This window comes from Agrobacterium sp. SORGH_AS_0440 (genome assembly GCF_031453135.1).
GTDB lineage: Bacteria > Pseudomonadota > Alphaproteobacteria > Rhizobiales > Rhizobiaceae > Agrobacterium > Agrobacterium pusense.
On sequence record NZ_JAVIYR010000001.1, the window covers coordinates 975,001 to 996,011 of the forward strand.

The window sequence follows — 21,011 nt, forward strand, 5'->3', positions numbered from 1 at the left end:
ATAATGAGGTGTATTCTCTTATCCAAACGTGACCGTCAAAGTCTATTCCTGAGATCCAAATTACATTCAGACCCCGCAAGCTTCGCCGCCCACGTTTCTCTTTCTTCTCATATTCAATTGTCAAAAAACTGACCACCAAAAGCAGTCAAAAAATCAAATCCCCGAAACCATCAGGCCTCGAAACCAAACAAGCAACCAGCTCATTCCTTGATTTATTTAGAACGAAAGACTTCGTCGCCAGCAGCGCCGCCGCCCTCGTTCAGTGAGCGGACTTATAAGAGAACCCCACCGAACAAGTCAACAGCCGAAAATGCGAATTCTAAAAAAATCAGACAAGCTATTGATAATAAAAGGTAGTTTCCAATTTATCGTATTAATTACCAACGATTAATGATTCCAGCACGACTTTGCAGGAAGCATAGCATGCCTCGCCTATATGGGGTTTCATGTTCGCAATAAGAGGGGTTTAAGCCTTACGATCAATCCGCAGACGGGCTGAAGCGGGCGACAAGAGCGTGCGCATTTCCGGGATAGGTGAACCGCACATAGGTGACGGCGCCGGAATTGCTCCATGTCCGGCGCTCCACGACGAGGCAGGCCTGCTTTTCAGATATGGCCAGCAGGCGCGCAATCTCTTTCGACGGCGTTTCGGCACTGATACGGTGTTCGGCATTGCTCCACGGAACATGGCCGAGCAGCCACGGGCCGGGCGCGACGCCACCGAAATCGGCTTCTGCAGCCTCCGGCACGGTCACGAGGTTGACAAGGCGCTGCTCGATACAGAATTCCCGCTCGCCCGCGAAGTGAAGACAGACGATATCCAGCAGCGGCGCGCCAGCTGCCATGTCAAGCCGTGTACGGTCGTCTTTCGTTGCCGTACGCTGCGTGCACTTCAGAACCTTGAAACCGTAATCAAGACCGAGGGATTCAACCTCGGCCCTGATGTCGTGAATTTCGAGAACTGCCGACTGGATCTGCGGTTGACGAACGAAACTGCCGGATTTCTTGCGTCGCTCGATCAAACCTGCCTTGGCGAGCTGACTCATGACCTTGTTCACTGTCATGCGCGAGCAGTCATAATGGGTGGCAAGATCGACCTCGAACGGCAGCCTGTAACCGGGCGGCCATTCCCCCGAGACGATCCGCCCCTCTATATCGCTGAGGATCGTCTGATGCAGGGTCTGTCCGGCCGATGCCTTTGTCACGTCCGTGATACCTTTCCGCACGGGCTCTTTCTCGTTCTCGCCGAGCCCATATCAGCTATTAAGAAGTTCGGCCATGACCTGGTTGAAACGATCCGATATTTCCCGACGACGGATATGCTGACCCGCCCGCACCTGTTTTTCGCCACGGACCCAAACGGTATCGACACGGACATTGCCTGCAAATAACCATTGATCGAGGATCTTCGACACGGGAAGATAGGGCACGGCCGAAATATCGAGCGCGACAAGATCGGCGCTTTTTCCCTTTTCGATTCTACTTTCTGACATGAGTGCCCCGCCACCGCCTTCCAGCGCCGCCTGGAAAAGTTTTTCCCCGGTGGAACTGCCCGCGCCGGCAATGACATTACGCGCGCGCCGAGACAGACGTTGGGAATATTCCAGCGTGCGCAGCTCTTCAGAAACCGAGATGAGAATATTGGAGTCGGATCCGACACCGAAATGTCCGTCTTCCGCGAGAAAATCCGGAGCGGAAAAGACACCGTCGCCGAGATTGGCCTCCGTGACAGGGCAGAGGCCCGCAACCGCGCCGCTCCGTGCCATGCGGCGTATCTCCGCTTGCGTCATATGCGTGGCGTGTATGAGGCACCAGCGCTTATCGACCGGCGCGTTCCCGAGAAGCCATTCCACTGGCCGCGCACCGGAAAAAGCGAGGGAGTCCTCGACCTCTTTGATCTGTTCCGCCACGTGAATATGGATCGGCCCGTCCTTTGCGAGCGGCACGATGGCCGCAAGCTCATCGCCGGTCACCGCGCGCAGGCTGTGCGGCGCGATGCCAAGCGCCGCACCCGGAAGGGATTTGACGACAGCCTGTGCGCCCTGCATCAGCTTCTCGTAACTGTCAATCGAATGGATGAAACGTTTCTGCCCGTCGATTGGCGGCTGACCGCCGAAACCGGAATGCGCGTAAAAGACCGGCAGCAATGTCAGGCCTATGCCCGTTTGGGCGGCGGCAGCGCCGATACGCTCAGCCATTTCGGCGATATTTCCGTAATGTGAACCGTCCCTGTCATTGTGCAGGTAATGGAATTCTCCGACCCTGCCGAAACCGGCCTCCAGCATTTCCATATAAAGCTGTGCGGCAACGGCCTCGACATGGTCAGGCGTCATGGAGAGGGCGAATTTATACATGACCGTGCGCCAGCTCCAGAAACTGTCGTCGGCAGGCCCGCGGATTTCGGCAAGTCCAGCCATGGCCCTCTGGAAGGCGTGGCTGTGAAGATTGGGCATGGCCGAAACGATGACGGCATGTCGTTCATCCTGCCGCTCGGGAGAAACACCGGTTTCGACCGATGAAACAACCCCGCCATCACAGACGATACGGACATCCTGCGCCCACCCGCCGCTGAGAAGTGCCGCACCCGCGTGAATTGCCGTCATACCACCCTCTCCTCTTGTTACGACATCGGCAAGGCCATTTCGAACAGAAAATGCGGCTTGCCAAGCCGGTTATTATGTATATACATTTACGCCATAAAGGAAAGGCGAAAAGCAATGCCCGGGAACAAATCTGCAAAGGGAGCGGCGATGGGAAACGCAACGGCCTTGTGGCGTAATGCCCGGCTGGCCACCTTCGATCCATTGAGGGAAGGTATCGGCGCAATCGAAAAAGGCGTGATCGCCGTCAGCAGCGGTCGCATCGCATTTGCTGGCCCGGAGAGCGATCTGCCCGCTTATCTCGCCGCCGCCGAGCAAATCACCGATTGCGATGGGCGCTGGATCACTCCCGCTCTGATAGATTGCCACACCCATCTGGTCTTTGGCGGCAACCGCGCCATGGAATTCGAAATGCGGCTGAATGGCGCGACTTATGAAGAGATCGCCAAGGCGGGTGGCGGCATCGTGTCCTCCGTGCGCGACACGCGCGCGGTTTCAGAGGATGTCTTGATGGCGCAAGCGCTCCCCCGTCTCGATACGCTTCTTTCCGAGGGCGTCTCGACGATCGAAATCAAATCCGGTTACGGCCTCGATATAGATACCGAACTGAAAATGCTGCGTGTTGCCCGCAGGCTGGAGACGCTGCGGCCGGTGCGGATCGTCACCAGCTATCTGGCCGCCCATGCGACACCCGCTGAATATAAGGGTAGGAACGGTGACTATATCACCGATGTCGTTTTGCCCGGGCTGGAAAAGGCACAGGCCGAAGGGCTGGTCGATGCGGTGGACGGCTTCTGCGAGGGCATCGCATTCTCCGTCGAAGAAATAGCACGCGTTTTTGAAAAGGCGCGGCAGCTTGGTTTGCCCGTCAAGCTGCATGCCGAGCAGCTCTCCAACCTGGGTGGCGCAGCACTTGCCGCCTCCTGCGGCGGGCTTTCCGCCGATCATCTGGAATATCTGGATGAATCAGGCGCCAGGGCACTGGCCAAGGCGGGAACCGTGGCCGTACTCTTGCCCGGCGCCTTTTATGCGCTTCGTGAAAAACAGGCTCCGCCGATGCAGGCATTGCGCGATGCAGGCGCGACAATCGCCCTCGCCACCGACTGCAATCCAGGCACCTCACCGCTCACTTCCCTGCTTTTGACCATGAACATGGGTGCAACGCTTTTCCGTATGACCGTGGAGGAATGCCTGGCGGCGACAACGCGCAATGCCGCCAAGGCGCTTGGCCTGCTTGCGGAAACCGGCACGCTGGAGGCCGGGAAATCCGCTGATCTTGCAATCTGGGATATCGAACGCCCGGCCGAGCTTGTCTATCGCATCGGTTTCAACCCGCTCCATGCCCGCATATTCAAGGGACAGAAGGTTTCTCCATGACCATGACGACCATTACGCTTCACCCCGGCAACGTGGCCCTGGCCGACCTGGCCGGCATCTACTGGAACAACGGCTCCGCGAAGCTGGACCGCTCGTTTGACGCCGGCATCGAAAAGGCGGCTGCCCGCATTGCCGAGATTGCCGCGGGTAATGCCCCCGTCTATGGCATCAATACCGGTTTCGGAAAACTTGCCTCCATCAAGATCGATGCAGCCGACGTGGCAACGCTGCAGCGCAATCTCATCCTGTCGCATTGCTGCGGTGTAGGCGCGCCGCTTCCTGAAAATGTGGTTCGGCTGATCATGGCGCTGAAGCTGATTTCGCTTGGCCGCGGCGCTTCCGGCGTGCGGCTGGAACTGGTGCGGCTGATCGAGGCCATGCTGGAACAGGGCGTTATTCCCGTCATTCCCGAAAAGGGTTCCGTGGGCGCTTCCGGCGATCTCGCGCCGCTTGCCCATATGGCGGCGGTGATGATGGGCGAGGGTGAGGCTTTTTATCAGGGCGCTCTGCTGCCCGCCGGCCAGGCGCTGGCGAAAGCCGGGCTGACGCCGGTGGTTCTCGCCGCCAAGGAAGGGCTTGCCCTGATCAATGGCACGCAAACCTCCACCGCACTGGCGCTTGCCGGGCTTTTTCGCGCCCATCGCGCCGCACAGGCTGCGCTGATTACCGGCGCACTTTCCACGGACGCCGCCATGGGGTCTTCCGCTCCATTTCACCCGGATATTCACAGACTGCGGGGCCACAAGGGGCAGATCGACGCGGGATCTGCGCTTCGCAGCCTGCTCGACGGCTCCGAAATCCGCATCAGCCACATTGAAGGCGATGAGCGGGTGCAGGATCCCTATTGCATCCGCTGCCAGCCGCAGGTGGATGGCGCCTGCCTTGACCTCCTGCGGCAGGTGGCCCGCACACTGGAAATCGAAGCCAATGCGGTGACCGACAATCCTCTGGTGCTTTCTGACAATTCCGTCGTGTCCGGCGGCAATTTCCATGCCGAACCGGTGGCCTTCGCCGCCGACCAGACGGCGCTCGCGATTTGCGAGATCGGGGCCATCGCCCAACGCCGTGTCGCGCTACTGGTCGATCCGGCGCTTTCTTATGGCCTGCCCGCTTTCCTTTCCAGGAAGCCGGGGCTGAATTCCGGGCTCATGATCGCCGAAGTCACTTCCGCAGCGCTGATGAGCGAGAACAAGCAGATGGCACATCCGGCCTCGGTGGATTCGACGCCAACCTCGGCCAACCAGGAAGACCATGTCTCCATGGCCTGCCACGGAGCGCGGCGACTTTTGCCGATGACCGACAATCTATTCGCCATCCTCGGGATCGAGGCGCTTTCAGCCGTTCAGGGCGTAGAACTGCGCGGGCCACTGAAAACCAGCCCGGAACTGCAAAAGGCCATTGCCGTGCTACGGGCCGCGATACCTTCGCTGGAGGAAGACCGTTATATGGCGCCGGATCTCAAGGCGGCGGCGGAGTTGATCGCCTCCGGTGCGTTGGTCGCCACGATTTCGGACGGCATCCTGCCGAAGCTGGAGGCTTGAGATGAGGCACGTTTTAACCTTCGCCAACTCTCTTCTTGCAGGGGCTAAACCCACGGAAAAGAGAGGCAATCGATGAAGACTCCCTTTGCCCTTCACCAAGGCACTTCGCCGATCATACTCGGTCTGCCTCACACCGGCACGGATGTTCCGGCGGAGATTTGGAGCCGCCTCAACGACAACGGCAAAATTCTGGCCGATACGGACTGGCACATCCATGAGCTTTATGCCGGGCTTCTGGAAAACGCGACAACCGTGAGGGCGACGTTCCATCGTTATGTCATCGACGCCAACCGCGACCCGGCCGGGGTGAGCCTTTATCCGGGCCAGAACACGACCGGGCTGGTTCCGGACACCGATTTCGACGGCAAGCCTATCTGGAATGAAGGGCAGGAACCCACGCCGGATGACATTGCGGACCGTCTGGAAACCTTCCACGCGCCCTATCATACAGCTCTTGCGGCCGAGATCGAGCGGATCAAGAGCATCCATGGGATCGCCATTCTCTATGATTGCCATTCGATCCGTTCGCACATCCCCTTCCTCTTTGAAGGCAAGCTGCCGGATTTCAACATCGGCACGGATATGGGCAGAACCTGTGATCCCGCCATCGAACACATCGCCGTTGAGGCCACCGCCGCCGCGCAAGGTTACGACAGCGTTCTGAACGGCCGCTTCAAGGGTGGCTGGACGACGCGCCATTATGGCAGGCCGCAGAAAGGTGTGCACGCAATCCAGATGGAGCTGGCACAATCCACGCATCTGCAAAGCGAGGTGCCGCCTTTTGCTTATGACGCGGGCAAAGCCGAACGCCTTCGCCAGCATCTCAAGACGATTCTCACGCGCATGGAAGAATTTGCGCTCGACACGAAACGATAAGGGGAAATCTTATGAACAATCCGCGCCATAATATTCGCGACGTTCGCGCACCGCAGGGCACCGAGCTCAATGCCAAAAGCTGGATGACGGAAGCGCCGCTGCGCATGCTGATGAACAATCTCGACCCTGATGTGGCCGAGCGACCGCATGAGCTGGTGGTTTATGGCGGCATCGGCCGCGCCGCCCGCACATGGGACGATTTCGACCGCATCGTCGCGACGCTGAAGGATTTGAACGAGGACGAGACCCTGATCGTGCAGTCCGGCAAGCCGGTCGGCGTCTTCCGCACCCACAAGGATGCGCCGCGCGTGCTGATCGCCAATTCGAATCTGGTGCCGCATTGGGCCACCTGGGATCATTTCAACGAGCTGGATAAGAAGGGCCTGGCCATGTACGGCCAGATGACCGCGGGTTCGTGGATTTACATCGGCACCCAGGGCATCGTGCAGGGAACGTACGAAACCTTCGTGGAGGCTGGCCGCCAGCATTATGGCGGCAATCTCAGGGGCAAATGGATCCTGACCGGCGGTCTCGGTGGTATGGGCGGCGCGCAGCCGCTCGCCGCCGTCATGGCCGGCGCCTGCTGCCTTGCCGTCGAATGCGATGAAACCCGCGTCGATTTCCGTCTGCGCACCCGTTATGTTGATGCGAAGGCGCATACACTTGATGAGGCGCTGGCGCTGATCGATCAATGGACGAAGGCCGGCGAGGCCAAGTCCGTCGGCCTGATCGGCAACGCAGCGGAGATATTCCCGGAACTTTTCCGTCGCGGCATCCGGCCCGATATCGTGACCGACCAGACCTCGGCGCACGATCCGATCCATGGTTATCTGCCTGCTGGCTGGAGCGTGGCCGAATGGCGCGCCAAACAGGAGAGTGATCCACAGGCCGTTGCCGCTGCCGCTCGCGCCTCCATGAAAGTTCACGTCCAGGCCATGGTCGATTTCTGGAACGCCGGCGTTCCGACGCTCGATTACGGCAATAATATCCGCCAGGTCGCGAAGGACGAAGGGCTGGAAAACGCCTTCGCTTTCCCCGGCTTCGTGCCGGCCTATATTCGCCCGCTGTTTTGCCGAGGCATCGGGCCGTTCCGCTGGGCGGCACTTTCCGGTGACCCGGAGGACATCTACAAGACCGACGCCAAGGTGAAGGAACTACTGCCCGACAACAAACACCTGCACAACTGGCTGGATATGGCGCGCGAGCGCATCGCGTTTCAGGGCCTGCCTGCCCGCATTTGCTGGGTGGGGCTCGGCGACCGCCATCGTCTCGGGCTTGCCTTTAATGAAATGGTCCGGAACGGTGAACTGAAGGCGCCCATCGTGATCGGCCGCGACCATCTCGATTCTGGCTCCGTCGCCTCGCCCAACCGCGAGACCGAATCCATGAAGGACGGTTCCGATGCCGTATCGGATTGGCCGCTGCTTAACGCACTGCTTAACACTGCATCCGGTGCAACCTGGGTATCACTGCATCACGGCGGCGGTGTTGGTATGGGCTTTTCCCAGCATTCCGGCATGGTCATCTGCTGCGATGGCACCGACGACGCCGCGCGTCGGATCGAGCGTGTTCTGTGGAACGACCCGGCAACCGGCGTCATGCGCCATGCCGATGCAGGTTACGAGATTGCCGTGGAATGCGCCAAGGAGCAGGGACTGCGTCTCCCCGGTATTCTCGGCAATTGATGAGCGTGCCGCGCGGTCCATCGCCGCGCGGCACTCCGACCTTGCGTCGGCAAAGCCTAAGGGCATTACCCAACGCTCCTTTGACTGAAACTTCCGGTTCGATTTTCTCGTTGTTAGCTGTTGGTCGGTCATAGCCGATCATTTTTAGCGTCTATAACGGCGCGGCAAGCTTTTAATGGAGTGCGGACGACAGCATGGCACCACGGCGTATTTCACTTGCCTTCAGCTTTTTGGTTGGTGCAATTTTTCCGGCTTTTTCTTTGACCGTCCCTGCATCCTCCCAGGCCCAAGAGCCTGTGCCGGTAAGAATCGATGTTGGCGGATATAAGCTCAACAGCCTGTTGCTGGAACCGCAAAAGCAGGCAGAGCTGCCACCGATCGTCTTCCTGCATGGCGCGAGCGCAAGTCTCTACGATCCGCTGTTGTCCTTTGCGGACAAATTCCGCGGTCGCGCAAAACTTCTGTTCGTCGACAGGCCGGGTCATGGCAGTTCCGACATCGGCGGCAAAGATAATATCCTGCCCGACGGACAGGCCGACGCCGTGGCTCAACTGATGAAAAAGCGCGGCATCCGCAAGGCCATCATCGTCGGCCACTCCTTTGGCGGAGCCATTACCGCGGCATTCGCGCTTCGCCACCCGGAAATGGTGTCGGGCCTGGTGTTTCTTTCTCCGGCGGTTTACCCCTGGCCTGGAGGCATCGCCTGGTATTACACGGCGGCAAGCGCCCGGGTGACAGGCCCGCTTTTTTCGATCTTCGTCGCACCGCCCGTGGGTTTCCTTGCGCTCGACCGGGCGACGCGCGGGGTTTTCGCCCCCAATCATCGTCCTCCTGGCTATGTGGAGGCAACGCGCGCATGGGGGGCGTTAAGACCGCAGGCTTTTCGCCATAACGCGCAGGAAGTCGCCGCGCTGAACACATGGGCGCGGAGCGCCTCACCGAACTACTCCAAAATCAAGGCGCCGACCGTCATTATAACCGGCGACACCGACAATGTTGTTTCACCGGAAATTCATTCCCGCCAGCTTGCACGCGCTATTGACGGGTCGAGCTTGATCGTTGTGAGGAATCTCGGACACAAGTCGGACTACGTTGCGCGTGATCTTGTGGTCGCGGCAATCGAAAAACTCGCTGGAAAAAGTGTTGATCTACGCGCCGCGCAAAAAAAGCTTGAACAACGTATCGCTGGCGACCGCGATAAATAGTGCCATCGTCCAGACAAACGACCAGGGAATGCAGAAGATGAGACACCTAGAAAACACCGCCTATACATCGATGCCCTGGAAAAACGGCGGCGGTGTAACGACGGAGATCATCGTTCATCCCGCAAAAGCCTCGATGGCGGATTTCGACTGGCGCATCAGCATGGCCAACGTTGCGCAAGACGGGCCTTTTTCCATATTTCCCGGAATTGATCGCACCCTTTGCATCCTCGAAGGGAAAGGCATGAGCCTCAGCATCGACGCACGCGAGCCGGTGGTGTTGACGATGGCAAGCGATCCCCTGCCCTTCGCCGCGGATGTTCCGGTGGACGCCGTTTTGGCAGACGGTCCCATCGTCGATCTCAATGTCATGTCCCGTCGCGAGCAATATTCGCATCGCGTCGAAAGACACCGCACCACACTCACTGTCCAGTCGACAGGCTCAACGGCGACAATAATTTTTGCCGTTGATCCCGTCAGCGTCTCATCGGCCGGCCAAACGGTGCATTTGCAGCGACGCGACAGCCTCTTGCTGGAGCGCGGCGCCGGATTTGCAGTGAAGGGCATGGAAGAGGATGGTCGTTTCTTCGTCGTGACGTTTGATCAGGTCTAAGCTGCTTCCCTCAATCGAGACCGAGCGGGTCGGCAACCCGTGGCCATAGGCCAAGGCTTGCCTTGCGGTAAGGTGTTTTTGCCGGGTCGGTGGGATAGGAGGTCGGGGCCGCGATATAGACGATCTCTGAAGCGATCGGCGCAAAACCCGCGTGAAAATGGTTGGTCGACTTGACGAGCAACAGGTCTTTTTTCGCGAAATCGATTCCAAGATTGGAAAAGATATCCGGCTCATAAGTTTGCGTTCGACTGGTAATGAGAATGATGTCGATTTCGGTGCCGAGCGGCCGGACAACGGCGGCGCGGCCGAGCGTGACGCGACTATTACGGAAACTCTGCCAGCCCGTCTCGACGGTGCGCATAACCATTACTCGGAAATCCAGCGGATCGCCGCCCTGCGGACTGGATTTTCCACCGATGCGAAGATCGAGCTCTGCGCCCTCCCCCGCTGCATGGCAAAAAGAGACTGCGATGGGATCCCAGATCGTCGCGACGCCGATCCTGTCCATGCCGCGCTCTACCATGCGGCGCAGAATGTGGGTCGCGTCACCCGCGACACCGCCGCCGGGATTGTCCCATATATCCGAAACCACCACCGGCCTTTGCGAATTTGCGCTGCGAATGGCAACGGCCTGGTCGAGACCAGCTTCCGTATCCAGCATCGGCATGGCGGTCAGCCTGCGCATGGCATAAAGTTCACGGCCCAGCTTTTCGGCCAGCGCGTCCCCTTTGGTCCTGTCGTCATCCGTAACAACGACGATGCGTGTGCCCATGTCCGGTACATCACCCGCCATGAATCCATGAATAACGGAGATGGAGAGAATACCGTCTTTGCCCTCCATCGCCTTCAGCCGGTCCACATAAGAACGCATCGGCTCACGGCTGGTCGGATAAATGGTGATCATTCGGCAATCGAAAGTCGAGATGACGGGCCTGATTTCGCCGCGCAGAGTACGCAACGCCATTTCGACGACATGTTCGCCGCGTTCCTCAAAATCGGTATGGGGAAATTCCAGGAACGTCGCCATGATATCCAGGCTTTCAACCCTTAATGCCGTGAGATGGCTATGGGGATCGAACTCCGCCGCAATCAAGACGTCCGGGCCCACCATTGCCCGCATCCGCGACAGGAAATCCCCTTCAGGATCGTCATAGCCCTGCGCCACCATGGCGCCATGCAGGCCAAGAACCACAGCATCGACCGGCAGGGCTGCCCGGAGCTCCGAAAGAATGGTGTCTCGCAGTGTTTCATACGTCTGGCGCTGGATGAGGCCGGCAGGCTCCGCCCAGCAGGACGTGCCCTCGATGACCGTGAACCCTTCCGCCTTGCCTCGGCGCCGCAGAATAGGGACCGGCGAGGAGCATAGCGTCGGCGTGTCCGGATGTTCACCCGGCCCGGCATAGAAAGCCGCACGAAAGGCATCCATATCCGTGGGAACAGGTGAAAACGTGTTGGTTTCGGTGGCGAGCGACGCCGTGAATATGCGCATTTATGGGGTCTCGTTGCCGGAGCTGCCTGCGGGCTGAGCTCGTTTCCTCAAGTTAATTAGCCGGGTAACATTACCAGACCGTACCGCGTGCAGCGACCTCTTCGACGCGGGTAACAACGCCGTTTCGATGGAACACCATCCTGTCGAAAAGGTTGCTGACGACGCATGTATGGTTCGGCACGACCCTGACGACATCGCCGATCCGGGGACCGCCGGACGCGCAGCCGGAAAGATCGACAACCGCGTGTTCTTCAGAGAGTGAGATGATTTTTGCACCTTCGTGGCCTTCGATCAGCCCATAATCGTTGAAGCCGAGGAGATCGGAGGTCAAAGCCTTGGAGCCGCAATCAAGCACGGCGCGGTCCGCTGCAGGCCGCGAGACAACGGTAGCGAGAACATGCATTGCCAGATCATCGGCCGTGCAATGGCCGGCACGCAACATCGCCCGGTCATTATAGACATAGGTGCCTGCCCGGTGTTCGGTTGCAGAGGGGACGAGATGCGCTGCATAGAAGTCCGGCGAGCCGCCGCTGGAACGAACCGGGCAGTCCACGCCTTTTGCCGCAAGCAGCGCCATGGTGTCGCGCAGGAAGCTTTCCACCTTTTCAGCTCCGCCCGGTGCCGGATAGGTCAAGATACCCTTGAATATAAGTCCCGGCGCGGCGACGATTTTCTCAGCAAGTGCCGCTGCCGCCGCCGGCGTCTGCACACCGCAACGCTTTCCGCCGGTATCACATTCAACAAGCACGGCGAGCGGCCGCCCCTCATCAAATGTGGCAGCGAGGCCGGCAACCGTCACGTCGCTATCAGCAACGACGCTCAGCTGAGCTATACGGGCATTCAGCGCTTTCAACCGCGACAGTTTCGCGGCACCAAGAATATTGTAGGTAATCAGGATATCGTCAAAACCGGCGTCTGCGAAAACCTCCGCTTCGCTAACTTTCTGGCAATTGATGCCTATAGCGCCGGCCTGAAGCTGCTGTCGGGCGATGGCCGGTATCTTGTGTGTCTTGATATGCGGCCGGAAGGCCTTGCCATGACTGTCGAGATAGGCCTGCGCTCTCTTTATATTTGCGGCAAGCCGGTCTTCGTCGATCACCGGCATTGGCGTCGAAATGGCATCAAGCTTTGCGCCCTCGTCAGGCCATGGATAGGTCATCATATGCTCTCTAAGCGAAATAAATCAGATACTTAAGCCAAAGGCTTATAAGCGATAACGTCCATTTCCACCTTGGCGTCAACCATCAGCGGGGATTGTACGGTTGAGCGTGCAGGCGGATGATCGATGAAATGTTTCTGGAACACGGCGTTAAAACTGGAGAAATCCCTGGCGTCATCCAGCCAGACATTCACCTTCACCACATCGGCAAGCGTACAATCAGCCAGCGCCAGGACATCCTTGAGATTGGCCACCACCTGCTCGGTCTGGGCGACGATACCGCCAGTCACCACTTCGCCATCAATGGTGGGCACCTGTCCGGACACATAGACGAAATCACCGGCCCGGACGGCCTTGGCGAAGGGCCGACGCTGCCCACCGGCCTGGCTATCTGCGACCTCGAACCGCACCAAATTATTTTTCACCATTCAAGCCTCGCAAATTATTTTCATGATGTTCAATTTTTCTTGCATTTATAGCCGGTTTAACGACGATACTCCATAACCCATGTAAATTATTTAGCAAATGATGAGATTCGTTCGCTTTTCGCGACATTTTTTGAATGTTGCGGATACTTACTTAACGGCCGGCGATTTTTCGCCACGCGTCGAATATGACCTATTGCATCCAGGCCAAAGAGCGTCATCCACGCGGTGACCGTGACTCAACCGACGAGTTTGCCGCGGCAAACTACGCAGTATAAATGAGGAGGCCGGAGAGTCCGGCACCATTGTTGGGTCCGCAACAGGCATCAGCCTTGCGCGGATATGAGGCGCTTACCGATCACTCTGTCAGTGATGAAATGCGCTATATCACGAGCCTGGATCCGTATATCCGGAACGGCGGTAATTTCCCAGAACTGGCCTGCCGTCAGCGCGCCGACGGCGAAGAGACCTGGCCATGCCTGGCCATCCGTGCGAAGCAGCCGGGAATCGCCGTCGACCTCGACACCAAGGCCAAAGGAATCGAGCCGAAGCACCCCGTCAGATCGCATGCTTTCCAGAAGGCGAGAGTGGCCGATACCCGCGCGTTCCATGCCGGTGCAATTGATGACCCAATCGACCTGCAGTTCCTTAATCATCTGTGTATGCCGAACGCGATAACGAATGGAGATGCTCTCCTCCTGTTCATCGATCGCCTGGAGATAACCCGCGTGGATAGTGAGAACGCCGTCTGACAACAGCTTGTCAAAGGCGTCATGCACCTCAGGCGCGATGCGATGTCTATGGATATTCCACCAAGGCAGCGCATGCCGCAAAAACCTTGCGCGTTGCTGTGAGCTGAGGCTCTGCCATAGCGATTGTGTTTTTGGCCGCAAACCGTCCATAACCGAGCGCCATGGCGCCCCGTTGGCCACCTGTTGACGGAGAGATCGTAAGAGCTCGCTTATCTCAGTGGAACCTTCAGGCAGACGCGGAGCACTAGGCGGCACAGGCGGACTAACATGCGGATGCGGAATGAGCCCGCGGCGGGACAGGACATGGATCGGGCCCCGGTGACCTTTTCCGCGCAGCGTCAACACCTGATCGATCATCGTAAGGCCGGAACCAAGGATACAGATACGGTCCCCGCTCTTCACCCGGGACAACCATCCCGGCTGCCAGCAATGGCTCACCACGCGCTGCACGCCCTCTTCACGTTTTGCGGCAGTTTGCACCGGCAAACTTGCAGCGCCAACGCCGAGACACAGAACGACATTGCGTGCCTGCAATGTCTCGCCATTTTCCAGGGTGAAGATAAAGCCGCCTTGTGATTCGGGCCGGCAAGCGGATGCCTTCGCCCGAATAAAATCCACACGCGCCCGCTGTTCCCGGCTTCTGAGGAGACTGGCGAGCCGGTCCCGCAGATAGAGCCCATAATCTCCTCTCGAGGCGAATAGAAGGGGATCGTTTCCCAGCCCGTTCTGCGCCAACCATTCGACGAAATCGTCCGGGCCGTCCGGGAAGACGCTCATACGCCCCGCGGGCACATTCAGCCGATGATAGGGTAGTTCCGTGCGATAGGCGGTTCCGCGGCCAAAGTCCGACTCGTCACCAACGATGGCAATCGACGCCTCCGCTGGCAGTGATGACAGGAGATGGGCTGCTGTACAAATGGCCGAGAAACCCGAACCGACTAGAGCGACGTCATAGGACATTCAATCCTCCAACCAACGACAATGGAATTGCCCGGCAACCGGCGCGAGGCATCCCATACTCTAGTCATGCAGTAGAGATTAACCAGCTGCGAATGTCCACCCTTGAATTTCCCGACTGCCCCTCCCTAGCGGCAAGATAGCGAAAGTTAGCCGCGGCAAACTTCCGGCCCCCCTGCTGTCATAACTCAAGCCGAGGGAGCGAGGGAGCGAGGGAGCGAGGGAGCGAGGGGAAAACGAGGCCAAGTTAGCCGCGGCAAACCAGAAAACGCCAAGAAGGGAAAAGTGATTCTTCCACAATGCTTTAGCGGCGTCTCTGTACATGAGAAAAAAGCCTATTGCGCCAAAAAGAGAATCGGCGCTTATATCTCAGTTGCGGAAAAAACCGCCTTTTTCGAAAAAAACCGCTACTGCAATTTCGAGCGAAAGAAGACCGATGACACAGAGTGCCGATTTAAGACGTGCCGGAGGAGCACCTGACCTGACGAGTCTTATACAACAGCATTCGGCTGCGTTGTCAGCCCAGTTGCAGGCGCATAACGCGAATACATTTTCCCCCCATACCGAAAAGAGCATGCGGCATTTCTCTCCGGCGGAGACCGCAAAGCTCATCGGCATTGGCGAAGCTTATCTGCGCCAGATCGCTTCCGAGTTGCCTGAGCTTGATGCCGCGCAGGTATCCGGGCGTCGCTCCTATTCCGTAGAAGACATGCGCGATATCAGGGGTTTTCTGGACCAGGGTGCGCGTGGCACACGCCGCTACCTGCCCCACCGCCGGGAGGGCGAAGAGTTACAGGTCATCGCCGTCATGAATTTCAAGGGCGGTTCGGGAAAGACAACCACCTCTGCCCATCTGGCGCAATATCTGGCACTACGTGGCTATCGGGTTCTTGCCATCGATCTCGACCCCCAGGCCAGCCTTTCCGCGCTTTTTGGTCACCAGCCCGAGATTGATGTCGGGCCGAACGAGACGCTTTATGGCGCGATCCGTTATGACGATGAACGCCGCCCCATCGCCGAGATTGTCCGTGGCACCTATATTCCCGATCTCCACATTGTTCCCGGCAATCTGGAACTTATGGAGTTCGAACACGATACTCCGCGTGCGCTGATGCGCCGTGCACCGGGTGACACGCTGTTTTTCGCCCGTATCGGCCAGGCGATCGCCCAAGCGCAAAATTTCTACGACGTTGTCGTCATCGATTGCCCACCGCAACTCGGTTATCTGACGCTTTCGGCTCTGACAGCGGCGACATCGGTGCTCGTCACCGTCCATCCGCAGATGCTTGACGTGATGTCCATGAACCAGTTCCTCGCCATGACCGGCGACCTTCTGGCGGAAATTGGCCGGGCCGGTGCTCGGTCGGATTATAACTGGATGCGTTACCTGATCACCCGTTTCGAACCGAGCGACGGGCCGCAGAACCAGATGGTCGCTTTCCTGCGATCGATCTTTGGTGAAAACGTCCTCAATCATCCGATGCTGAAAAGCACGGCGGTCTCGGACGCTGGATTGACCAACCAGACGCTTTTCGAAGTGGAGAGGACGCAATTCACCCGGTCGACCTATGATCGCGCGCTGGAAGCCATGAACAATGTAAACGCTGAAATCGAAGGACTGATTAAAAAAGCGTGGGGTAGGGCAGCATGAGCAGAAAACAAATCTTCGCAAATCTTGGCACACCGGGTACCGACAACAACGATACCACGCCGGAGCGTTCACGACCCCGTATCAGGCCTATCCTCGGCTCCCCCGAGCTGGTGACGGATGTTTTGAACTCCCCCGTTGGTATGATCGGTCAATCGCTGAATGAAGTCTCGGAGCGCGCCAAACGGGCTGAAGCCATTGAAAAGCAGCTCGCCGAAGGACTGACGATTGTCTCTCTCGACCCCGCGGATATCGATCCCTCCTTCATACCGGATCGTATGCCCGCTTCCGAAGAGGCCGATGCCGGTCTGGTGGAGGCAATTCGTGAGCAGGGGCAGCAGGTGCCGATTCTCGTGCGCCCGCATCCCGATTTCCCGGGCCGTTATCAGGTCGCCTTCGGTCATCGCCGCCTTCGCGCCGTTTCAAGTCTTGGAATTCCGGTCAAGGCCGTTGTGCGGGATCTCAGCGATGAACAGCTGGTGGTGGCCCAGGGCCAGGAAAATAACGAACGCCGCGACCTGACCTATATCGAGAAAGCACGGTTTGCGCAGAAACTGCAGATGCGGTTCCCTCGAGACACGATCATGGCGGCAATGTCGCTTCACAAGGGCGATCTGTCCAATATGCTTTCGGTCGTTGGACGCATTCCAGAGGATCTGGTCGATCTCATAGGCCCCGCACCCACTGTCGGCCGGCGCAACTGGATGGATCTTGCCGACCAGCTTTCCTCCTCACAGGTCAAGGAGGCGGCCCGCGCATATGTCAGCGAACCGACGGTTGCCTCGCTTCCTTCCGAAGAACGCTTCAAGGCGCTTCTGGACTTTTTGAAGCCAAAGGCACAGGCCAAGAAAACCGGCGTATGGTCTTCGGATACGGGCCGTCGCCTGGCGAAAGTGGTCGAGAGCGACCGCAAGCTGGATATATCGATCGACAAGAACGAAGCACCGGAATTTGCCGAATTCGTTCTTGAGCATCTTCAGACGCTGTTTGCCGAGTATCGGTCCAAGCAGTGATTTCTAACCCGAACGACTAACAGGAGACGCATCACAAAAGAAAAAAGCCCCCGAACGTTGCCGCGCGGAAGCCTTTCTTTGATTTAAGCACCCGAAGAATCTCATTTCCGCGAATCATAGTCAAGAGTCTTGGCATCGAATTTTTCGGTGAGCGATTTTCTTTTGCCTTGTGAAAGGTGAAAGACATGGACAGCACATGTGTAACGACGCCCTTTGGGCGGCGAGCGATGTCGTTTGGCGTGCTCGCAACCCAGTTTGCCGCGCAGAAAAACAGAAAATGCGAAGCAGTCGACAAATGGAAACTCTATCGGTCGGTCTGTGAAGCAAGACCGCTGCTCGGCGTAACCGATCGCTCGCTTGCCGTTCTGAACGCGCTCCTGAGCTTTTATCCCAAAAATGAGCTTTCCAGCGAAGCCGGATTGGTGGTGTTTCCATCCAATACGCAGTTGTCGCTCAGGGCACATGGCATGGCGGAACAGACATTGCGTCGGCATCTTTCGGCTCTTGTCGAAGCCGGCCTCATCATCCGCAAGGACAGCCCGAATGGGAAACGTTACGCACGGAAGCACAGGGGTGGCGAGATCAGCGAAGCCTACGGGTTCTCACTCGCACCGCTTCTTGCTCGTAAAACGGAAATAGAGGAACTGGCCGAACGCATCATTGGCGAACGGCTCGATCTTCAACGGCTTCGCGAGACGATCAGCCTCTGCCGTCGGGACATCCAGAAACTCTGCGAAATGATTGCTGCCAGCGGCAAGATCGAGATCTTTGACGGGTTTCAGGCCCGTTACAACGACATCGCGCGGGCTCTAGGGCGCAATTCGAAGACAGCTGAACTCAAGGAAATCGCCGGTTTTCTGGCTTCACTGCGCACAGAAGTGACCAACTATCTGGAAAATCTTGAAAAATCGGAAAATTTGAGCGGCAATGACTGCCAAAATGAGCGCCTCATAAAGAATTCAGAATCCGAATCCATATCTGAACCGCAGGAATTGGAGGATGCCGCGCCGGTTCGAAATGCTGCAACAGTCGCGTCCACATCCGCAGATGCCGCGGTCACTGGTGTCACACCTCCAAAACCAACACCCAAGAACGATCTTCATAAGCAATTTTTTGTTCCTGATATTGTTTTGGTTTTGAAAGCGTGCCCGGACATCTCACTCTATGCACCTGGAGGTGCGGTGACTGGCTGGAGAGATATGGAGGTGGCAACTTCCGTCATCAGAACCATGTTCAGCATCAGCCAGTCGGCCTATCAGGACGCTTTGGCCACCTTCGGGAGGCAGGGAACAGCGGCCATCCTCGCTTGCCTGTTGCAGAAGGCTGATCAAATCAGTTCGCTTGGCGGATATCTGCGCAATCTCACACGTAAGGCCCAGGAAGGTAGTTTCGATCTCAAGGCTATGCTCACGGCGCAACTGCGTGGCCGGACAGACAAGCAGGAGGCGGGAACGAGATCATGAGGGCGTGATGAGCGGAGCGGCGGCAGCTTGCGAAAAACCGGCTATGCGGTTAGATTCTTGCTGTTCACGCAAACACCAAAAGATTCGTTGGAACGAAGCTGCTAGAACACTTTGTGTCCGATCGGGGCTTCCCGTGGTTAATGCAAAGTAACGAAAGTTAAGTCCAATTTAGCTTTCGTTTGCGCTTTTCCGTGATTGGTTTCAATTGCTTGAGTCTGGAGCATTTTGAATGCGGAGTAGCGGTCTGAACACATCAGACTGTGCAGTTCGGGCAGAAGTTCCTCCCTGCGGCCTCGAAAAAAGTTCCGCGATATGTCGCCAATCCGCGCTACCTTGGCGCCGACGAAGTGAACTTTCGCTGGCACTGCGCGTTCCAGTCAATGGTTTAACGGAACGCCACGCTCATGACATTTCCGGATGATATAGAACTGGCCGTCGCTCTTTACATGGCGGATAAAGCTCTGCCCCGACATATTGCGATTGCAGAGCTTGTGAAATCAGTCCTTGAAGACACCGGCTATCTCCCAGGGGGCGAGGGGCGGCCGCCTGAAGTCGTCGATGGGCAATCGAGCGGTGATTACGTGCAATACCGCACTTACCTTGACGGCGATGCCTGAAGCTGTGCGGAACAAATGCAGGGGATGGCTGTTATTGGCGCAGATAAAAGCGTCAGGGAATTTCGATGTTACCCAAGCCCCTCTTTCTCGCCGCCGGCCTCGTCTCCGTAACGGTCGTGCCGGTATTTTCCCAGTCCCTGGAAATCAGCCGGCTGGAAGATAAAAAAGCCGGTAACGCAGCGGTTTCATCGGCGCCTTCCGCCCAAAGTTACATTACTGATGTCTCCGGAAAAACGGTGCGGCTGGTGGGACCGCAGTTCCTTCCCGACAGCGCGCGTGGGCTGGAATTCCCCGGCCGCGGGTCAGATCATAACAATACCGGGGCTGAAACCCACGTCTTGCGACAGTGAGGGATTGCGATGATCTATGCTCCGCAAACGGAAGCAGAATGAGAACAGGAACCAAGATTTCCCGACGGGCGCCGAGTGCAGAAAGCTGGATCCGGCATGACGGCCAGGAGACGGGAAAGGCGACATTTCCTGAGCTGTTCTTTGATCTGGTTTTCGTTTTCGCTCTTATTCAGTTATCCCATTCTCTGGCGAAGGACTTTGGGCCAACGGCGGTGCTGGAAGCCGGCATCCTGATATTGTCCCTGTGGTGGCTGTGGATACACACCACCTGGATCACCAATCTGCTGAATACTGAGAAAGAACCGGTCAGGATTTTGCTCTTCGTGTTGATGTTTGGCGGTGTACTGCTGGCCATCGCCTTGCCGGAAGCCTTTGCCGAACAGGGCCTGGTCTTCGCGCTGATCTACAGCGTCATGCAGATCGGTCGAAGCCTGTTTGCTCTCTATGCCTTCAGGGATGAAGACCGGCAGTCGTTTCTGGTGTTCGTGAGGGTGACGATCTGGCTGGCCATCTCGAGCCTGTTCTGGCTGGCAGGCGGGTTTTGCGATCTGGGGGAACGCATTCTCCTGTGGGGCATGGCGCTCGCAATCGAGTATGCCGGTCCGGCCTGCCGCTATGTTGTCCCCGGCTTGCGTTCTCGCGATGACGACAGTCTGCATCTTTCCGGAGAGCATCTGGCGGAACGTTGCGCCCTGTTTGTCATCATCTGTCTGGGGGAAACAATTCTGACCACTGGCCGGACGGCAACCGAATATATGAACTCCGGGCTGACATTTGTCGTTTTCTGCTCCGCCTTCATAAGCACCGTCGCGATGTGGTGGATTTATTTCCATCACGGACAGGCGGAAGCCTCCAGAAAAGCCGAGAACGCCGACGAGAAGGCGAAGATCGCCCATAATCTCTTCAATTACGGACATTTGCCAATCGTCGCCGGTATCATTCTGACGGCGGTGGGAGAGGATTTCAGCCTGTCCCACGCCCACGAGGCCGCAACGATAAGGGAGGCCATCGCAATCGTCGGTGGTCCCGTCCTCTTTCTGGCAGGCAATATCGGTGTCAAGATCGCAGCGACCTATCAGCGCCCCGTCTCGCATTTTGCGGGCGTGGCAGCGCTCTGCCTATTGTTGCCGGTGCCGGGCATTCCGCTATTCATCCTGCAGCTGGCCAGCACGGGTATTCTGCTGCTTGTTGCCCTGTGGGAATATCTGGCTCTGAAAAAGTCAGTCGCCACGGCGTGATCTCGA

18 protein-coding genes are annotated in these 21,011 nt (G+C 57.7%); 12 read left to right on the forward strand and 6 right to left on the reverse strand.

The genetic code is table 11. The features are described from left to right. Positions 1 to 479: 479 nt before the first annotated feature. Together hutC and QE453_RS04530 are read right to left on the reverse strand one after the other, a co-directional pair. A complete protein-coding gene (hutC, locus tag QE453_RS04525) occupies positions 480 to 1,226 on the reverse strand; it encodes a histidine utilization repressor (protein WP_003584885.1) in 747 nt (248 codons plus the stop codon). A 30-nt stretch (positions 1,227 to 1,256) separates the two neighbouring features. Continuing rightward, the gene (locus QE453_RS04530) at positions 1,257 to 2,603 is read right to left on the reverse strand and encodes a formimidoylglutamate deiminase (protein ID WP_309776479.1); all 1,347 of its coding nucleotides are present in this window, start codon (positions 2,601 to 2,603) and stop codon (positions 1,257 to 1,259) included. 114 nt (positions 2,604 to 2,717) lie between these two features. Here QE453_RS04530 and hutI point away from each other — a divergent pair, with 114 nt between their 5' ends. From hutI to QE453_RS04560, 6 genes are all read left to right on the forward strand, one after another. Then, positions 2,718 to 3,977 (forward strand): imidazolonepropionase, encoded by a 1,260-nt coding sequence (hutI, locus tag QE453_RS04535; protein ID WP_111813636.1) that lies wholly within the window; start codon positions 2,718 to 2,720, stop codon positions 3,975 to 3,977. Continuing rightward, complete coding sequence (hutH, locus tag QE453_RS04540) at positions 3,974 to 5,518, forward strand: histidine ammonia-lyase (protein WP_309776480.1); 1,545 nt, start codon at positions 3,974 to 3,976, stop codon at positions 5,516 to 5,518. Before hutI ends, hutH begins: the two co-directional genes overlap by 4 nt. Positions 5,519 to 5,590: 72 nt before the next feature. Beyond that, positions 5,591 to 6,394: an N-formylglutamate deformylase gene (gene hutG / locus QE453_RS04545; RefSeq protein ID WP_309776481.1), complete on the forward strand. Its 804-nt coding sequence runs from the start codon at positions 5,591 to 5,593 to the stop codon at positions 6,392 to 6,394. An 11-nt stretch (positions 6,395 to 6,405) separates the two neighbouring features. Then, on the forward strand, positions 6,406 to 8,079 hold the full coding sequence (hutU, locus tag QE453_RS04550; protein ID WP_003584890.1) for a urocanate hydratase: 1,674 nt from the start codon (positions 6,406 to 6,408) through the stop codon (positions 8,077 to 8,079). Positions 8,080 to 8,273: 194 nt separating this feature from the next. Further along, positions 8,274 to 9,284 carry an alpha/beta fold hydrolase gene (locus tag QE453_RS04555; protein ID WP_244455996.1) on the forward strand — a complete coding sequence of 337 codons (1,011 nt, stop codon included), beginning with the start codon at positions 8,274 to 8,276 and terminating at the stop codon, positions 9,282 to 9,284. A 37-nt stretch (positions 9,285 to 9,321) separates the two neighbouring features. Continuing rightward, positions 9,322 to 9,894 carry a HutD family protein gene (locus QE453_RS04560; protein WP_042936282.1) on the forward strand — a complete coding sequence of 191 codons (573 nt, stop codon included), beginning with the start codon at positions 9,322 to 9,324 and terminating at the stop codon, positions 9,892 to 9,894. A 10-nt stretch (positions 9,895 to 9,904) separates the two neighbouring features. On the opposite strand, the gene QE453_RS04565 is transcribed toward QE453_RS04560, so the two are convergent. The 4 genes from QE453_RS04565 to QE453_RS04580 form a co-directional block, all read right to left on the reverse strand. Beyond that, the gene (locus QE453_RS04565) at positions 9,905 to 11,383 is read right to left on the reverse strand and encodes a M81 family metallopeptidase (protein WP_112557251.1); all 1,479 of its coding nucleotides are present in this window, start codon (positions 11,381 to 11,383) and stop codon (positions 9,905 to 9,907) included. A 70-nt stretch (positions 11,384 to 11,453) separates the two neighbouring features. Then, positions 11,454 to 12,542, reverse strand: coding sequence for a D-TA family PLP-dependent enzyme (locus QE453_RS04570; RefSeq protein WP_244456009.1), 1,089 nt, complete (start codon positions 12,540 to 12,542; stop codon positions 11,454 to 11,456). 32 nt (positions 12,543 to 12,574) lie between these two features. After that, the gene (locus QE453_RS04575) at positions 12,575 to 12,970 is read right to left on the reverse strand and encodes a RidA family protein (RefSeq protein WP_003584895.1); all 396 of its coding nucleotides are present in this window, start codon (positions 12,968 to 12,970) and stop codon (positions 12,575 to 12,577) included. Positions 12,971 to 13,293: 323 nt separating this feature from the next. Continuing rightward, positions 13,294 to 14,679: an FAD/NAD(P)-binding protein gene (locus QE453_RS04580; RefSeq protein WP_244455995.1), complete on the reverse strand. Its 1,386-nt coding sequence runs from the start codon at positions 14,677 to 14,679 to the stop codon at positions 13,294 to 13,296. A gap of 433 nt (positions 14,680 to 15,112) precedes the next feature. On the opposite strand from QE453_RS04580, the gene repA reads away from it, so the two are divergent. The 6 genes from repA to QE453_RS04610 all read left to right on the forward strand — a co-directional run bounded on the left by repA (position 15,113) and on the right by QE453_RS04610 (position 21,005). Continuing rightward, positions 15,113 to 16,327: a plasmid partitioning protein RepA gene (gene repA / locus QE453_RS04585; RefSeq protein ID WP_244455994.1), complete on the forward strand. Its 1,215-nt coding sequence runs from the start codon at positions 15,113 to 15,115 to the stop codon at positions 16,325 to 16,327. Continuing rightward, a complete protein-coding gene (gene repB / locus QE453_RS04590; RefSeq protein ID WP_022563275.1) occupies positions 16,324 to 17,337 on the forward strand; it encodes a plasmid partitioning protein RepB in 1,014 nt (337 codons plus the stop codon). The genes repA and repB overlap by 4 nt, the downstream gene beginning before the upstream one ends. A gap of 185 nt (positions 17,338 to 17,522) precedes the next feature. Next, positions 17,523 to 18,800 carry a plasmid replication protein RepC gene (gene repC / locus QE453_RS04595; RefSeq protein WP_022563276.1) on the forward strand — a complete coding sequence of 426 codons (1,278 nt, stop codon included), beginning with the start codon at positions 17,523 to 17,525 and terminating at the stop codon, positions 18,798 to 18,800. A 404-nt stretch (positions 18,801 to 19,204) separates the two neighbouring features. After that, positions 19,205 to 19,417, forward strand: a complete 213-nt coding sequence (locus QE453_RS04600; protein ID WP_309776485.1) for a hypothetical protein — start codon at positions 19,205 to 19,207, stop codon at positions 19,415 to 19,417. 65 nt (positions 19,418 to 19,482) lie between these two features. Further along, positions 19,483 to 19,767: a hypothetical protein gene (locus QE453_RS04605; RefSeq protein ID WP_244455991.1), complete on the forward strand. Its 285-nt coding sequence runs from the start codon at positions 19,483 to 19,485 to the stop codon at positions 19,765 to 19,767. A 38-nt stretch (positions 19,768 to 19,805) separates the two neighbouring features. Next, complete coding sequence (locus QE453_RS04610; RefSeq protein WP_111813650.1) at positions 19,806 to 21,005, forward strand: low temperature requirement protein A; 1,200 nt, start codon at positions 19,806 to 19,808, stop codon at positions 21,003 to 21,005. The last annotated feature ends 6 nt before the right edge of the window (positions 21,006 to 21,011 follow it).

What these genes read in the sequence shown, in the direction of transcription:
- QE453_RS04530 (WP_309776479.1), bottom strand. Translation starts at nt 2,603, where the DNA reads ATGACGGCAATTCACGCGGGTGCGGCACTTCTCAGCGGCGGGTGGGCG.
- hutI (WP_111813636.1), top strand. Translation starts at nt 2,718, where the DNA reads ATGCCCGGGAACAAATCTGCAAAGGGAGCGGCGATGGGAAACGCAACG.
- hutH (WP_309776480.1), top strand. Translation starts at nt 3,974, where the DNA reads ATGACCATGACGACCATTACGCTTCACCCCGGCAACGTGGCCCTGGCC.
- hutG (WP_309776481.1), top strand. Translation starts at nt 5,591, where the DNA reads ATGAAGACTCCCTTTGCCCTTCACCAAGGCACTTCGCCGATCATACTC.
- hutU (WP_003584890.1), top strand. Translation starts at nt 6,406, where the DNA reads ATGAACAATCCGCGCCATAATATTCGCGACGTTCGCGCACCGCAGGGC.
- QE453_RS04555 (WP_244455996.1), top strand. Translation starts at nt 8,274, where the DNA reads ATGGCACCACGGCGTATTTCACTTGCCTTCAGCTTTTTGGTTGGTGCA.
- QE453_RS04560 (WP_042936282.1), top strand. Translation starts at nt 9,322, where the DNA reads ATGAGACACCTAGAAAACACCGCCTATACATCGATGCCCTGGAAAAAC.
- QE453_RS04565 (WP_112557251.1), bottom strand. Translation starts at nt 11,383, where the DNA reads ATGCGCATATTCACGGCGTCGCTCGCCACCGAAACCAACACGTTTTCA.
- QE453_RS04570 (WP_244456009.1), bottom strand. Translation starts at nt 12,542, where the DNA reads ATGACCTATCCATGGCCTGACGAGGGCGCAAAGCTTGATGCCATTTCG.
- QE453_RS04575 (WP_003584895.1), bottom strand. Translation starts at nt 12,970, where the DNA reads ATGGTGAAAAATAATTTGGTGCGGTTCGAGGTCGCAGATAGCCAGGCC.
- QE453_RS04580 (WP_244455995.1), bottom strand. Translation starts at nt 14,679, where the DNA reads ATGTCCTATGACGTCGCTCTAGTCGGTTCGGGTTTCTCGGCCATTTGT.
- repA (WP_244455994.1), top strand. Translation starts at nt 15,113, where the DNA reads ATGACACAGAGTGCCGATTTAAGACGTGCCGGAGGAGCACCTGACCTG.
- repB (WP_022563275.1), top strand. Translation starts at nt 16,324, where the DNA reads ATGAGCAGAAAACAAATCTTCGCAAATCTTGGCACACCGGGTACCGAC.
- repC (WP_022563276.1), top strand. Translation starts at nt 17,523, where the DNA reads ATGGACAGCACATGTGTAACGACGCCCTTTGGGCGGCGAGCGATGTCG.
- QE453_RS04600 (WP_309776485.1), top strand. Translation starts at nt 19,205, where the DNA reads ATGACATTTCCGGATGATATAGAACTGGCCGTCGCTCTTTACATGGCG.
- QE453_RS04605 (WP_244455991.1), top strand. Translation starts at nt 19,483, where the DNA reads ATGTTACCCAAGCCCCTCTTTCTCGCCGCCGGCCTCGTCTCCGTAACG.
- QE453_RS04610 (WP_111813650.1), top strand. Translation starts at nt 19,806, where the DNA reads ATGAGAACAGGAACCAAGATTTCCCGACGGGCGCCGAGTGCAGAAAGC.